Source organism: Curtobacterium sp. MMLR14_006 (assembly GCF_001864985.1).
Lineage (GTDB): Bacteria > Actinomycetota > Actinomycetes > Actinomycetales > Microbacteriaceae > Curtobacterium.
Window position 1 is genome coordinate 361,972 of sequence record NZ_MJGU01000012.1, and the last position, 14,072, is coordinate 376,043.

The 14,072-nt window shown below is 71.0% G+C and carries 10 protein-coding genes; 7 read left to right on the plus strand and 3 right to left on the minus strand.

All coding sequences use genetic code 11. The features are described from left to right. The first annotated feature begins 24 nt into the window (after positions 1–24). Complete coding sequence (locus BIU94_RS05285) at positions 25–2,151, plus strand: type IIA DNA topoisomerase subunit B (protein ID WP_071255059.1); 2,127 nt, start codon at positions 25–27, stop codon at positions 2,149–2,151. A gap of 698 nt (positions 2,152–2,849) precedes the next feature. Here the strand turns inward: BIU94_RS05285 and BIU94_RS05290 are convergent. Further along, complete coding sequence (locus BIU94_RS05290) at positions 2,850–5,336, minus strand: DNA topoisomerase (ATP-hydrolyzing) subunit A (protein ID WP_071255061.1); 2,487 nt, start codon at positions 5,334–5,336, stop codon at positions 2,850–2,852. A 77-nt stretch (positions 5,337–5,413) separates the two neighbouring features. On the opposite strand from BIU94_RS05290, the gene BIU94_RS05295 reads away from it, so the two are divergent. Further along, positions 5,414–6,577 (plus strand): alkaline phosphatase family protein, encoded by a 1,164-nt coding sequence (locus BIU94_RS05295; RefSeq protein WP_071255063.1) that lies wholly within the window; start codon positions 5,414–5,416, stop codon positions 6,575–6,577. 28 nt (positions 6,578–6,605) lie between these two features. Here the strand turns inward: BIU94_RS05295 and sepH are convergent, their stop codons facing one another. Further along, the gene (gene sepH / locus BIU94_RS05300; RefSeq protein WP_175472105.1) at positions 6,606–7,631 is read right to left on the minus strand and encodes a septation protein SepH; all 1,026 of its coding nucleotides are present in this window, start codon (positions 7,629–7,631) and stop codon (positions 6,606–6,608) included. A 275-nt stretch (positions 7,632–7,906) separates the two neighbouring features. Here sepH and BIU94_RS05305 point away from each other — a divergent pair, with 275 nt between their 5' ends. Further along, positions 7,907–8,206 carry a DUF4193 domain-containing protein gene (locus tag BIU94_RS05305; protein WP_031263038.1) on the plus strand — a complete coding sequence of 100 codons (300 nt, stop codon included), beginning with the start codon at positions 7,907–7,909 and terminating at the stop codon, positions 8,204–8,206. Positions 8,207–8,499: 293 nt separating this feature from the next. Here BIU94_RS05305 and BIU94_RS05310 read toward each other — a convergent pair whose 3' ends face one another. Next, positions 8,500–8,931 carry a DUF3093 domain-containing protein gene (locus BIU94_RS05310; RefSeq protein WP_071255067.1) on the minus strand — a complete coding sequence of 144 codons (432 nt, stop codon included), beginning with the start codon at positions 8,929–8,931 and terminating at the stop codon, positions 8,500–8,502. Between the two features lie 65 nt (positions 8,932–8,996). On the opposite strand from BIU94_RS05310, the gene dut reads away from it, so the two are divergent. The 4 genes from dut (at position 8,997) to BIU94_RS05330 (ending at position 14,023) form a co-directional block, all read left to right on the plus strand. Next, positions 8,997–9,488, plus strand: a complete 492-nt coding sequence (gene dut / locus BIU94_RS05315) for a dUTP diphosphatase (protein ID WP_071255069.1) — start codon at positions 8,997–8,999, stop codon at positions 9,486–9,488. Then, entirely contained in the window at positions 9,485–10,201 is a 717-nt protein-coding gene (locus BIU94_RS05320) for a DUF3710 domain-containing protein (protein WP_254782924.1), read from the plus strand. Before dut ends, BIU94_RS05320 begins: the two co-directional genes overlap by 4 nt. A 44-nt stretch (positions 10,202–10,245) precedes the next feature. Then, entirely contained in the window at positions 10,246–11,058 is an 813-nt protein-coding gene (locus BIU94_RS05325) for a DUF3159 domain-containing protein (RefSeq protein ID WP_071255071.1), read from the plus strand. A gap of 127 nt (positions 11,059–11,185) precedes the next feature. Then, entirely contained in the window at positions 11,186–14,023 is a 2,838-nt protein-coding gene (locus tag BIU94_RS05330) for an aconitate hydratase (RefSeq protein ID WP_071255074.1), read from the plus strand. Positions 14,024–14,072 lie beyond the last annotated feature (49 nt).

Here is a 14,072-nt window from a genome sequence, read left to right on the forward strand (position 1 = left end):
GGTGCGGCTCGCTAGCCTTGGAGCGTGAGCTCCGACTACTCCGCACGCCATCTCTCCGTCCTCGAAGGGCTCGAGGCGGTCCGGAAGCGTCCCGGCATGTACATCGGCTCGACCGACTCCCGCGGGCTCATGCACTGCCTGTGGGAGATCATCGACAACTCCGTGGACGAAGCCCTGGCGGGGCACGGTGACGAGATCGGTGTCGTGCTGCACGCCGACGGCTCGGTCGAGGTCCGCGACACCGCGCGCGGCATCCCGGTCGACGTCGAGCCGAAGACCGGGCTGACCGGGGTCGAGGTCGTGTTCACCAAGCTGCACGCCGGCGGCAAGTTCGGATCCGGCTCCTACGCGGCCTCCGGTGGTCTGCACGGGGTCGGCGCATCCGTCGTGAACGCCCTGTCGGAGCGGCTCGACGTCGAGGTCGACCGCGGCGGCAAGACCTACGCCATGTCGTTCCACCGGGGCGAGCCCGGCACGTTCGACGACGCGAAGGGGATCGGCCCGGACGCACCCTTCACCCCCTTCACCTCGGGCAGCGAGCTCCGCGTCGTCGGCAAGGTCAAGAAGGGCGTCACGGGCTCCCGCATCCGCTACTGGGCCGATCGGCAGATCTTCACGGCCGACGCCCGCTTCAGCACCGACGACCTCGTCACCCGCGCCCGACAGACGGCGTTCCTCGTGCCGGGGCTCGGCATCACCATCACCGACTCGCGGGTGTCCTCGATCGAGGCTGCCGCCGCACGCGCCGAGTCGACCGGCACCACCGTGGAGACCGGCCCGGTGGTCGAGCGCTTCCGGTACGAGGGCGGCATCGGCGAGTTCGTCGAGCACCTGGCGGTCGACACCGCCATCACCGATGTCTGGCGCATCCAGGGCACAGGCACGTTCACCGAGACGGTCCCGATGCTCGACGACAAGGGGCACATGGTGTCCACGTCGGTCGAGCGTTCCTGCGAGGTCGACGTCGCGCTCCGCTGGGGCAGCGGGTACGAGACCGTGTTCCGGAGCTTCGTCAACATCATCGCGACGCCGAAGGGCGGGACCCACCAGGCCGGGTTCGAGTCCGGTCTCGTCAAGGCGGTGCGGGCACAGGTCGAGGCGAACGCCCGCAAGCTCAAGGTGGGGCAGGACAAGCTCGACAAGGACGACGTCCTCGCGGGCCTGACCGCCGTGTTGACCGTCCGGCTGCCGGAGCCGCAGTTCGAGGGACAGACGAAGGAGATCCTCGGCACCCCGGCCGTGCGCAAGATCGTCGACCAGGTGGTGTCGAAGCGGATGACCGAGCTCCTCACCTCGACGCAGCGCACCGAGAAGGCGCAGGCGGCGACCCTCCTCGAGAAGGTCGTCTCCGAGATGAAGACCCGCATCTCCGCCCGCGCCCACAAGGAGACCCAGCGCCGCAAGAACGCACTCGAGAACTCGTCCCTGCCGACGAAGCTCGCCGACTGCCGTTCCCAGGAGACCGAGGGCACCGAGCTGTTCATCGTCGAGGGGGACTCGGCGCTCGGCACGGCGAAGCTCGCCCGGAACAGCGAGTACCAGGCGCTGCTGCCGATCCGCGGCAAGATCCTCAACGTGCAGAAGGCGTCCGTCTCGGACATGCTGTCGAACGTCGAGTGCGCCTCGATCATCCAGGTCATCGGTGCGGGCTCCGGCCGCACGTTCGAGATCGACCAGGCGCGCTACGGCAAGGTCATCATCATGTCCGACGCCGACGTCGACGGTGCGCACATCCGCACCCTGCTGCTGACGCTCTTCTTCCGGTACATGCGCCCGATGATCGAGCAGGGACGGGTCTTCGCGGCCGTGCCGCCGCTGCACCGGGTCGTCGTCGTGAACAGCGGCAAGCCGAACGACACGTTGTACACGTACTCCGAGCAGGAGCTCCAGCGGGTCCTCAAGAAGCTCGAGAAGACCGGCAAGAAGTACCAGGAGCCCATCCAGCGCTACAAGGGCCTGGGGGAGATGGACGCCGACCAGCTCGCCGAGACCACGATGGACCGGACCCACCGCACCCTGCGCCGCGTGAACATCAGCGATGCCGAGAGCGCCGCCAAGGTGTTCGAGCTGCTCATGGGCAACGACGTCGCCCCGCGCAAGGAGTTCATCCTGGCCGGCGAGGGGCTCGACCGGGACCGCATCGACGCGTAGGGGCGACGTGCCGGCCGCCGGCCGCGCCGTGCGGCTGGCTGGCTCCTCGGCGGCATGGCTGTCCGGCTGGCTGTGCAGCTGCGCGGCGGTAGGCGGTGCTACGAGGGCGACTTGGTGGCGCGAAAGCGTCTCGGTGCCGGGAATGCGGCGGTGGCGCTCAAGTGCGGCGGTGCCGCGAAAGCGACCCGGTCCTGCGCGAGCGACTCCGAGCCGCCGTCGTACGCGCTCTGTTCCGCGAGAGCGACAGGATCCCGCCGACAGTTCCCGCCGTTCTGTCGCTTTCGCGCGGCAGGGCAATGGGGCACCCGCTCTCGCCCCGCCGCCGCCGCGCCGCCGCCCCGCCGCGCCGCCTCGCTTCCGCGTGGTGGCGACGGGGCCGCTCCGCGACCTACTTCTGCGTGGACGGACGGGAGGCCCGTGGCGGGGTCGACCCGCGCCTCCCGTCCGTCAACTGCGCCGGTTCCTTCGCGAAAGCGACAGTCCTGCACGAACCATTCGCGCAGGACTGTCGCTTTCGCAGCACCAGCCCACCGCGGCCACTGGCCGACGGCCGCAGCCCGCAGCGACGGCCGCAGGCCGCAGGCCGCAGCCCCGCAGGCCGCAGCCCGCGGGCCGCCGTCCGCAGACCGCCGCTGCGGCAACCGCAGCAGCGGCAGCCGCAGCACCGGCAGCCGCAGCGCGCGGGAGCGGTTGCGCTCCTACGCCTCGCCGGCGGTGCCGTCGAGCGTCGCGGCGCTGCCGCCGATCGAGCCGATGACGGCCTCGAGCGGCGCCCCCGACCCGTCGCGCTTCGACAGCCAGTCCGGCAGCGTGCGTGCTGCGCCGTCGGTGCCGACGGCGTGCGGCGGAGCGATGCCGGCCCAGCCCACGGTCAGGCCGTCCTCGCCCTTCAGGAACGCGTGCGCCCGGACACCCTGCGTGGCACGGCCCTTCGCCGGGAACTCGGACAGCGCCGACACCTTCGCCCGACCGGCGTCGGTGCCGGGCAGCGCGGTCGAGGTCGTCGACACGGTGGCGACCACGGCCTCGTCGGACCGGGAGACGGACCCGAACCAGACGACCGCGGCCCCCGCCGCGAGTGCGACGCCGGCGACGCCACCGGCCGGCAGGCCCTGCGGCCGCACGGCCGACGCCGGGAACCGCAGCAGCTGCGCGTTCGACGTGATGAACACGAGGTCGTCGGACTCCGGAGCCTGCGCAGCGCCGACCACGGCGTCGCCCGGCTTGAGACCGATGGCGGGGAACTCCGGCTTGTCGGGCCAGGCGCCGGGCACGACCCGCTTCACGACGCCCTGCACGGTGCCGATCGCGAGCGAGTCCGACGAAGCGCCGGACAGGTCGACGAGTGCCACGACGGTCTCGCCCTTGGTCAGGGTGAGGAAGTCGGTGACCCGCACGCCGGCGTCCAGCCGCACCGCCGCGGGCGGGACCGCCGGGACGTCGACGGGCGACATCCGCAGCACCCGACCCGTGGAGGTCAGCGCGCCGACCTGCCCGCGCACGGAACTCACGATCGCCGAACGGACGGCGTCGTGCTTGGAGCGCTTCGGGACCCGCACGATGCCGAGCTCGGACGTCGGGATGTCGACGCGCACGAGCCGCCCGGTGGTCGAGAGCAGCACACGGCACGGTGAGTCGGCGATCTGCAACGACTCGGGGTCCACCGCGGCCTTGCGGCCGCCCCGCACCGGGGCGTCGGCCTCGGTGAGCAGGGTCCGGCGCGGGGTCGCGAACCGGTCGGAGACCTCGGTCAGCTCGAGCGCGACCTGGGCGCGCAGCCGCTCGTCCGACGCCAGCAGTTCCTCGAGGGCGGCGATGTCGGCGAGGAGCTGGTCGCGTTCGGCCTCGAGCTCCATGCGCGAGAACTTCGTCAGGCGGCGCAGGCGCAGTTCGAGGATGTACTCGGCCTGGACCTCGGACAGGTCGAAGACGTCACGCAGGCGGTTGCGCGCGGCCTCGGAGTCGTCCGAGGTGCGGATGACCTGGATGACCTCGTCGATGTCGAGGATCGCGACGAGCAGGCCCTCGACCAGGTGCAGCCGTTCCCGACGCCGGGCCAACCGGTACTGCGACCGGCGGGTGACGACGTCCAGACGGTGCTGCACGTACACGTCGAGGAGCTCGCGCAGCCCGAGCGTGCGCGGGGAGCCCCCGACGAGCGCCACGTTGTTGATGCCGAAGCCGTCCTCGAGCGGGGTGTGCTTGTACAGCTGCTCGAGCACGGCGGTCGGGTTGAAGCCGCTCTTGATCTCGATGACCAGCCGCAGCCCGTGGTTGCGGTCGGTCAGGTCCTTGACGTCGGAGATGCCGACGAGCTTCTTCGACTGGACGCCGTCCTTGATCTTCTCGATCACGCGTTCCGGCCCGACCAGGTACGGCAGCTCGGTCACGACGAGGCCGACCCGCCGCGGGGTCAGGTTCTCGATGCTGACCTTCGACCGGGTGCGGAACGAACCGCGCCCCGTCGCGTAGGCGTCGCGGACCCCGGACAGCCCGACGATCGTGCCACCACCGGGCAGGTCGGGGCCGGGGACGAACTCCATGAGCTCGTCGAGCGTGGCGCCGGGGTTCATGAGCAGGTGCTTCGCGGCCTCGACGACCTCGCCGAGGTTGTGCGGTGCCATGTTCGTCGCCATGCCGACCGCGATGCCGGAGGCGCCGTTGACGAGGAGGTTCGGGAATGCCGCGGGCAGCACGCCCGGCTGCATGATCTGGTTGTCGTAGTTCGGGACGAAGTCGACGACGTCCTCGCCCAGGCCCTCGGTCATCGCCATCGAGGGCTCGGCGAGCCGCGCCTCGGTGTACCGGGCCGCGGCGGGACCGTCGTCGAGCGAGCCGAAGTTGCCGTGCCCGTCGACGAGCGGCACCCGCATCGTGAAGGGCTGGGCCATGCGGACGAGCGCGTCGTAGATGGCACCGTCGCCGTGGGGGTGCAGCTTGCCCATGACCTCGCCCGTCACCCGGGCGCTCTTGACGTGTCCGCGGTCCGGCCGCAGGCCCATCTCGGCCATCTGGTACAGGATCCGCCGCTGGACCGGCTTCAGGCCGTCGCGGGCATCCGGCAGTGCGCGCGAGTAGATGACGGAGTACGCGTACTCGAGGAACGACCCCTGCATCTCCTCGGAGACGTCGATCTCCTCGATGCGCTCACCGTCGGGCAGCCCGACTGCGTCCGTGCGTGCCATGGCACCTTTCTGGGCGGACAGACCGCGCTGGCTGGCCAGCGTCGTCTGGAAGACCGCGGTCTGGAAGACTCTGTGGAATGGGAACCAGCGTACCGACGGCCCCCGACGCCGCCGCGAACCTCGCCGACGTCCTGCCGAGTTGCCTCGTCGCGCTCGGCGCTGCGGACGACACGTGGTTGCGCGAGAGCGGCCTGGAGGCCCGGATCACCCTCCGCCCCGCCCGTTCCGCGGTCGTCGTGCTGGTCGACGGCCTCGGTGCCGGCGCGCTGTCCGCGCGCGCCGGACACGCCCGCTGGCTCGCCGCCGCGAAGGGGACCGGCACCGCGAAGAAGCTGCGGAGCGGGTTCCCGACGACCACGGCCGCCGCGCTCACGACGCTCACGACCGGGCGCTCGCCCGGCACTCACGGGGTCGTCGGCTACAGCGGTTGGGAACCCGGTTCCGGCACCGTCGTCAACCTGCTGAGCGGGTGGGACAGCCAGGTCCCGGCGGGGTGGCTGCTGTCCGACACCCTGTTCACCAGCGCGACCGGGCTCGGCGTCGACCCGGTGGTGGTCGGTCCCGACCGCTACCGGTCGTCGGGCATGACCGCGAACGTGCTCGGCGGGGCACGCTACGTCTCGGCCGACTCGATCCCGGACCGCGTCGACGCGGCCCTCGCTGCGACGGCGACCGGCCGCTCGCTCGTCTACCTGTACGTGCCGGAGCTCGACTCGATCGGGCACAAGCACGGCTGGCAGTCGGACCGGTGGACCGCGTCGCTCGAACTGCTCGACGGGGAGCTCGCCCGGCTCGACGCCCGGTCGGCTGCCGACGTCGGCGTGCTCGTGACGGCGGACCACGGCGTGCTCGACGTCCCCGAGCACGCGAACATCGCCATCGACCCGCTGCTGCTCACCGACGTCGTCGGCGTCGCGGGGGACCCGCGTTGCCGGCAGTTCACCGTCGCCCCCGGCACCGACGTCCGGGCACTGGTCGGTGCCTTCCGGGCGAAGTACGGCAAGAAGGCCTTCGTGGCGAGCCGTGACGAGGCCGTCGAGGCGGGCTGGTTCGGCACCGTCGACCCGCGGGTCGCGCCGCGGATCGGCGACGTGGTCCTGGTCGCCCGTGGTTCCTGGGCCTTCAACGACGACCGGGCACTGCGTGCGAACGAGACGCCTCGCCGGATGGTCGGCCAGCACGGCGCCATGACGGACGACGAACTGTTCGTCCCGCTCCGGCTCGCCGGAGCCTTCGCCTAGGCGACCGACCGCCGCGGGACGGCCCGGGTCAGGCGGGGTCGTCGTCCGGACGGGTGCCGAAGACGATCTCGTCCCAGCTCGGCATCGACCGACGGTTGCGCTTGCGACGCTCCTGACGCCCCTCGGCCTCGGGGGCGGAGGTCGGACGGTCCTCGGCCGGCTGCGGCGCCGTCCCGCGGGCGTCGTCGTCCTCGAACCCCTGCAGCGGGATGTCCACGACGCTGATCGACGTGCCGCGGGGCTCGTCGCGCTGGTCCGTGAACGAGGCGGCCTCGCGCTCTCCGCGTCGGCGACGCAGGGCCTCGAGCAGGTCGGCGGTCTCGTTGCCGGGCGCTCGCTCGTCCACCACGGCCTGGCCGATGCGGGGCAGCGGCGCACGCAGGGGCGCGCGGTCCACGGGCTCGGGCTCGGCGGGGGCCTCGTCGGGCTCGTCGACGCGGAACGCGCCCGAGTCGAAGCGGGTGCCGTCGTCGTCCGGCTGCTCGTACTCGACGGCGCGCAGGCGCGGGGCGATGCCTTCGTCCTCGGTGTGCGACAGGCGGTGGGCGTCGCCGTTGTCCGGCACCAGGGTCGACGTCTTCGGGTCGAAGCGCCACTGCGCGTCGTGCTCGACCTCGGCCGCCGTGTAGCGCACGCGCACCTGCCAGCCGCTCTCCGGGTGCTTCCAGGAGCCCCAGGTGATCGCGGTGGCCTCGCCGGCCTCGAGCTTGGCGGTGATCGCCTCGCCGAAGGTGTCGGGGGCCTGGTCGTCGACCGGGGTCACCGGGACGCGGTGCGAGGCGTCGAGGATGAACGCACGTTCGGCGAGCACCGGGCCCTCGAACCGACGCACGTACTCGACGTCCACGTCGAGCGCGGCGGCGACGTCCGCGGCGTCGGCGCCGCCACGGATGCGTGCCTGGACGTCCTTCGGGGAGACCCGCTTCTGCGGTCCCGCCTCCGGGTTCGCCTGGCGGACCTGCCCCGGCAGCGACGACGTGACGGGCAACCGGAACTCGGTGCCGCCGTCGGTCGCCAGGAGGAGTGCGCCGGACTCGACTCCGATGACTCTCACGTCTTGCATGGTTCCGCCTTCCGAGCATCGCGTACGGTCGTGCGTCGTACCCCGTGAGTATGCAGTCACCGCGCGGCGTTCCGTGGGAGGCGCACGGGCGTGCCGCGGACTGCGCGACGGACGTTGTCGGACAGCGGGAATGTCCGGTGTCGACCGCGGGTTGCAGGGCCACGACGACCCGCCGAAGCACTCGGTTTGCGCTCCGGCGGGACGTGGTGCAAACTGTCGCCGCCGATCACCCGGCGACGACCTCTCGATACGAGAAATGGATGGGCATGGCCACCGATTACGACGCCCCCCGGAAGACCGACGACAACTCCGACTCGGAGTCGATCGAGGCCCTCAAGGAGCGCGTTCCCGACAAGATGTCGGGGGTCGTCGACGATGATTCGGACAACCCCGGCAGCTTCGAACTCGCCGGACAGGACCTCAGCGACGTCGACCTCGACGTCGTGGTGCTGCCCCCGCAGGTCGATGAGTTCACCTGCGTCGAGTGCTTCCTCGTGAAGCACCGCTCCCAGCTCGACCACGAGTCGAAGCTCGGACCGGTCTGCGCCGAGTGCGCAGCGCTCTAGACGCACCGATCACCGAAGGCCCGTTGTTCCCCGGAGCAGCGGGCCTTCGCCGTCCCCGCAGTTCCGCGCGTGGTGTGCTGTTCTGCGCGTGGTGTGCTGTTCTGCGCGTGGTGGGTCGAATCGCGCGTGGTGAGTCGGATCGCGCGTAGGGAGCCCTTCCTTCCGGCCTCCTACGCGCGATTTGTCCTCCTACGCGCGGGACTGCTGCGCGGAACAGCCACCCATGCGCGGAACAGCTTCCCACGCGCGAACAGCCACCCACGCGCGGAACTGCACCCGCGCGGAACCGCCCGTCAGGACCGCAGCGCCTCGACGACCTTGGCGGGCTGCCGGACGCTGACGAGCCAGTACGGCGTGGGGTCGGCGTCGTCGCGGACCTCGACCTTCACGACGTCGCGCACGTACCCGCGGAAGAGCGTCCACGCCCGGGCGTCGAGCCGCGGCCCGCGCTGCGTGGTGGCCTCGGCGCCCTCGTACGCCTCGACCGAGCCGACGAGTGCCCGGGGGAGTCGTGCCCGACCCGCGCGGAACTCGGTGTCGGTGACCTCGACGACGGGGGCGAGGACCCAGAGCAGGACGAGCACGCCGAGGTACATCCCGATGGCGACGAGCACGCCGGCCAGGACGCTGATGGGCAGGAAGACGAGCAGGGACGCCGGGATGACGAGGGCCGTCGCCAGGTAGAGCGCCGGGGGCGCCCAGAGTCGTTCGCGGTACAGGGTCACGGGTCCATTCGACCACGACTCGGCCGAGGTCACGGTCTGGTCACGCTCTGCACTACCCTCGTCACGTGACCGAACCAGTCGACGTCCTCTGGACCGGGGAGAACGCCCCCGGCCACGCACACCCCGGCGACGCCGGTGCCGACCTCGTCTCGACCGAGGCCTTCGTGCTGCAGCCGGGTGAGCGACGCCTGGTCGGCACGGGTCTGCGGATCGCACTGCCCGACGGCTACGCGGCGTTCGTCGTCCCGCGCAGCGGCCTCGCGGCGAAGCACGGCATCACGATCGTGAACGCGCCGGGGACCGTCGACGCCGGCTACCGCGGCGAGGTCAAGGTGGCGCTGCTCAACACGGACCAGACCGAGCCGTACGCGGTGCAGGTCGGCGACCGGATCGCACAGGTGATCGTGATGCCGGTGCCCCGGGTGACGTACACGCGGGTGGACGAGCTGCCCGACAGCGTCCGCGGCCAGGGCGGTTTCGGTTCGTCGGGCTACGGTGACCGGAGCGGTGCCGCCAGCGGCGCCGCCGGAGACGTTCAGGAAGGAACGCGCGCATGAAGTTCGGCCGACGCAAGCGTGACGAGGTCGAGGTGGCGGAAGCCGTCGTCGACGACGTCGAGGTGGCGGACACCACGCCCGAGGTCGACATCGCGATCGATGCCGACGCAGACCTCGACGAGGTCGACGAGGTCGCCCCGACGGACAAGTCCGCGCCCGGCGACCGCGCCGAGAACGGCCCGCACGACGAGACCGAGGCGAACCTGGTCCGTCCGTACGTGGACCTCGGTGGCGTGAAGGTGCTGCCGCGCGAGGGCCTGCACCTGCGCCTCGAGGTCGAGGAGGGTTCGCAGCGCGTCGTCGCGGTGGGCCTGGACTTCGACGACTCGACCCTGCAGGTGCAGCCGTTCGCCGCCCCGCGGTCGACCGGCCTCTGGCACGAGATCCGTGCGCAGATCGCGGACCAGATCGAGCAGCAGGGCGGCACCGTGACCGAGGTCGACGGCCCGTTCGGCCCGGAGCTCCGCGCCTCGGTCCCGGTCGCGGCGGACGGCGGGGTCGCGGGCATGCGCCCGGCGCGCTTCGTCGGCGTCGACGGCCCGCGCTGGTTCCTGCGCGGCGTGATCGCCGGCAAGGCGGCCGAGCAGCCCGACGACGCGTCCGACATCGAGGAGCTGTTCCGCAGCGTCGTCGTCGTGCGCGGCACGACGCCGATGCCGCCGCGCGACCTCATCCCGCTGCACATGCCGAAGTCGACCCAGACCGCGATCTGACGCGTCACCACGTCGACCGACGACACGATCTGCCAGGAGGCCCGGTGCCGGACCACGACGACTCCCCGCGACCCGACGGGGTCACCGACGACCTCCGTGGCGCGTCGGCCGGCCGACCGGCGTCCGACGACCCCCTCGCGTCGGAGCACGCGGAGCCGCTGTCGCTGAACGCGCAGCTCCGCGACGCGGTGCGGAACGCCGGCATCGGCCAGGTCGCCCCCGGCGAGGCGCCGTCCGGCCGTGCCCTGCTCACCGCGGTCGGCGGCGTGCGCGGCCTCGCCGAGTCGGTCCTGCCCGGTCTCGCCTTCCTGGTCGTCTACGCCGTCACGAAGGAGCTCGTGCCGAGCGTCGTGATCCCGGTGGTGATCGGTGCGGTGTTCGTCGTGCTCCGGCTGCTGCAGCGGCAGTCCCTCGCGATGTCGCTCGCCGGCATCCTCGGCGTGGCGATCTCGGCCGGTCTCGCGCTCATCACGGGCAAGGCCGAGAGCAACTTCATCCCGGGCATCGTCATCAACGCCGTGTGGCTCGTCGGGCTGCTCGTGACGCTCGCGATCCGTCGTCCGCTCATCGGGCTGATCGTCGGGTTCCTGCTGCCGCCGAACGCGGACGGCTCGCACCAGGACTGGCGCGCCGACCCGGCCAAGCGCCGGGTGCTGACGGTCGCGACCTGGATCTGGGTCGGCCTCTTCGCGGTCCGGCTGCTCATCGAGGTCCCGCTCTACGTGACCGCCCAGGTGGAGCTGCTGGCCGGGATCAAGCTCATCACCGGCGTCCCGCTCTACGCGGCCGTGCTCTGGGTCACCTGGCTGCTCGTCCGCACCGTGTTCCGTCGCGAGGACGACACCGCCGCGGTGTAGAGTTGTCTCGACATCGAGACAGTTCCCGCGGGCGCTCCGGCGGCCACGGGATTAGGTTTGCCTTGCTGGTGGGACGGTCCACGGCCCGCGAAGATGAGGGCAAACCGATCAGTAGGGAGGCGGCACGGTGGCTGCAGTCAATAGCTTCGGCTCGAAGGACACACTGTCGGTTGGGGGTGTCGACTACGCGATCCACCGGATCGACACGGTTCCCGGTCACGAGAAGCTGCCGTACAGCCTGAAGGTGCTGCTCGAGAACCTGCTCCGCACCGAGGACGGCAAGAACGTCACCGAGGCGCAGATCCGCGCCCTGGGCTCCTGGCAGCCCGACGCCGAGCCCGACACCGAGATCCAGTTCTCCCCGGCCCGAGTGGTCATGCAGGACTTCACCGGCGTCCCCTGCATCGTCGACCTCGCCACCATGCGCGAGGCGATGGCGGAGATCGGTGGCGACCCGAACAAGATCAACCCGCTGTCCCCGGCCGAGATGGTCATCGACCACTCCGTCATCGCCGACCTGTTCGGCCGCGAGGACGCCCTGCAGCGCAACACCGACCTCGAGTACGAGCGCAACGGTGAGCGCTACCAGTTCCTCCGCTGGGGCCAGACCGCGTTCGAGGACTTCAAGGTCGTCCCGCCGGGCACCGGCATCGTCCACCAGGTCAACATCGAGTACCTGGCCAAGGTCACGTACACGCGCCAGTTCGACGGCGAGACGTACGCCTACCCGGACACGCTCGTCGGCACCGACTCGCACACCACGATGGTGAACGGGCTCGGCGTGCTCGGCTGGGGCGTCGGCGGCATCGAGGCCGAGGCCGCGATGCTCGGCCAGCCCGTCTCGATGCTCATCCCGAAGGTCGTCGGCTTCAAGCTCTCCGGTGAGATCCCGGCTGGTGTGACCGCGACCGACGTGGTGCTCACCATCACGCAGGAGCTCCGCAAGCACGGCGTCGTCGGCAAGTTCGTCGAGTTCTACGGCGAGGGCGTCAGCGCCGTGCCGCTCGCGAACCGCGCCACCATCGGCAACATGTCGCCGGAGTTCGGGTCGACCGCCGCCATCTTCCCCGTCGACGACGTCACGCTCGACTACCTGCGCCTCACCGGTCGCGACGAGGCCCAGATCGCCCTGGTCGAGGCCTACTCGAAGACCCAGGGCCTGTGGCACGACGCCTCGGTCGAGCCGAACTACTCCGAGTACATGGAGCTCGACCTGTCCACGGTCGTGCCCTCGATCTCCGGCCCGAAGCGCCCGCAGGACCGCATCGAGCTGTCGAAGGCCAAGGACCAGTTCGAGGTCGACCTCGCCAACTACGCGAGCATCGACCACAGCGAGCAGGACAAGGCCGTCGCCGACACCTTCCCGGCGTCCGACCCGGTGGCAGCGGCCCCCGGTGACGAGCACGCCGTGGACGACCTGCAGGACGCCCCCGGTTCCGAGGTCCCCGTGCACGCCTCGAGCGCGCCCGGCACCGTCTCGAAGCCGACCTCGGTCGCGATCGCCGACGGTGCGCCGTTCACGATCGACCACGGCGCCGTCGCGATCGCCGCGATCACGTCGTGCACGAACACGTCGAACCCGTCGGTCATGATGGCCGCCGGCATCCTGGCCCGGAACGCCGCGAAGAAGGGCCTCACCGCGAAGCCCTGGGTGAAGACCACCCTCGCGCCCGGGTCGAAGGTCGTCACCGACTACTACGAGAAGGCCGGTCTCACGACCTACCTCGAGCAGCTCGGCTTCTACACGGTCGGCTACGGCTGCACCACCTGCATCGGCAACTCGGGCCCACTGCCCGAGGAGATCTCGCAGGCCGTGCAGGACAACGACCTCGCCGTCACCGCGGTGCTCTCGGGCAACCGCAACTTCGAGGGGCGCATCAATCCCGACGTGAAGATGAACTACCTGGCGTCCCCGCCGCTGGTCATCGCGTACGCCCTGGCCGGGTCGATGCACTTCGACTTCGACAAGGACGCCCTCGGGCAGGACCAGGACGGCAACGACGTCTACCTGACGGACATCTGGCCCGACGCGGCCGAGGTGCAGCAGGTCATCGACACCTCGATCGACACCGAGATGTTCACCCACGAGTACGGCTCCGTGTTCGAGGGCGACGACCGCTGGAAGAACCTGCCGACCCCGACCGGTGACACCTTCGAGTGGGACCAGGAGTCGACCTACGTCCGGAAGCCCCCGTACTTCGAGGGCATGACGATGCAGCCCGACGCGGTGTCGGACATCTCCGGCGCCCGCGTGCTCGCGAAGCTCGGCGACTCGGTCACGACCGACCACATCTCGCCGGCTGGTTCGATCAAGGCCGACAGCCCGGCGGGTCAGTACCTCGCCGAGCACGGCGTCGACCGCAAGGACTTCAACTCCTACGGCTCGCGTCGCGGGAACCACGAGGTCATGATCCGCGGCACGTTCGCGAACATCCGTCTGCGCAACCAGCTGCTGGACGGTGTCGAGGGCGGCTACACCCGCGACTTCACGACGCCCGACGGTGACCAGTCGTTCATCTACGACGCCTCGCAGCACTACCAGGAGCAGGGCATCCCGCTCGTCATCTTCGGTGGCAAGGAGTACGGCTCCGGCTCGTCGCGCGACTGGGCGGCCAAGGGCACGAACCTGCTCGGCGTCCGTGCGGTCATCACCGAGAGCTTCGAGCGGATCCACCGCTCGAACCTCATCGGCATGGGCGTCGTCCCGCTGCAGTTCCCGGCGGGCGAGACGGTCGAGTCCCTCGGGCTCGACGGCACCGAGGTCGTCTCGATCTCCGGGCTGACCGAGCTGAACGAGGGCCGCACCCCGAAGACGGTGCACGTCACCGCGACGCCGAGCGAGCACTCGCCGGCCGGCAAGCAGCCGATCGAGTTCGACGCGGTCGTCCGCATCGACACCCCCGGTGAGGCCGACTACTACCGCAACGGCGGCATCCTGCAGTACGTGCTCCGCTCGCTCGTCTGACGCGACCCGGATACTGCCTGGAGGCGCGGTGCCAGCTCTGGCACCGCGC

Excerpts from the sequence above, each read along its gene's own strand:
- BIU94_RS05290 (WP_071255061.1), bottom strand. The coding sequence starts at position 5,336 with ATGGCACGCACGGACGCAGTCGGGCTGCCCGACGGTGAGCGCATCGAG.
- BIU94_RS05295 (WP_071255063.1), top strand. The coding sequence starts at position 5,414 with ATGGGAACCAGCGTACCGACGGCCCCCGACGCCGCCGCGAACCTCGCC.
- BIU94_RS05305 (WP_031263038.1), top strand. The coding sequence starts at position 7,907 with ATGGCCACCGATTACGACGCCCCCCGGAAGACCGACGACAACTCCGAC.
- BIU94_RS05320 (WP_254782924.1), top strand. The coding sequence starts at position 9,485 with ATGAAGTTCGGCCGACGCAAGCGTGACGAGGTCGAGGTGGCGGAAGCC.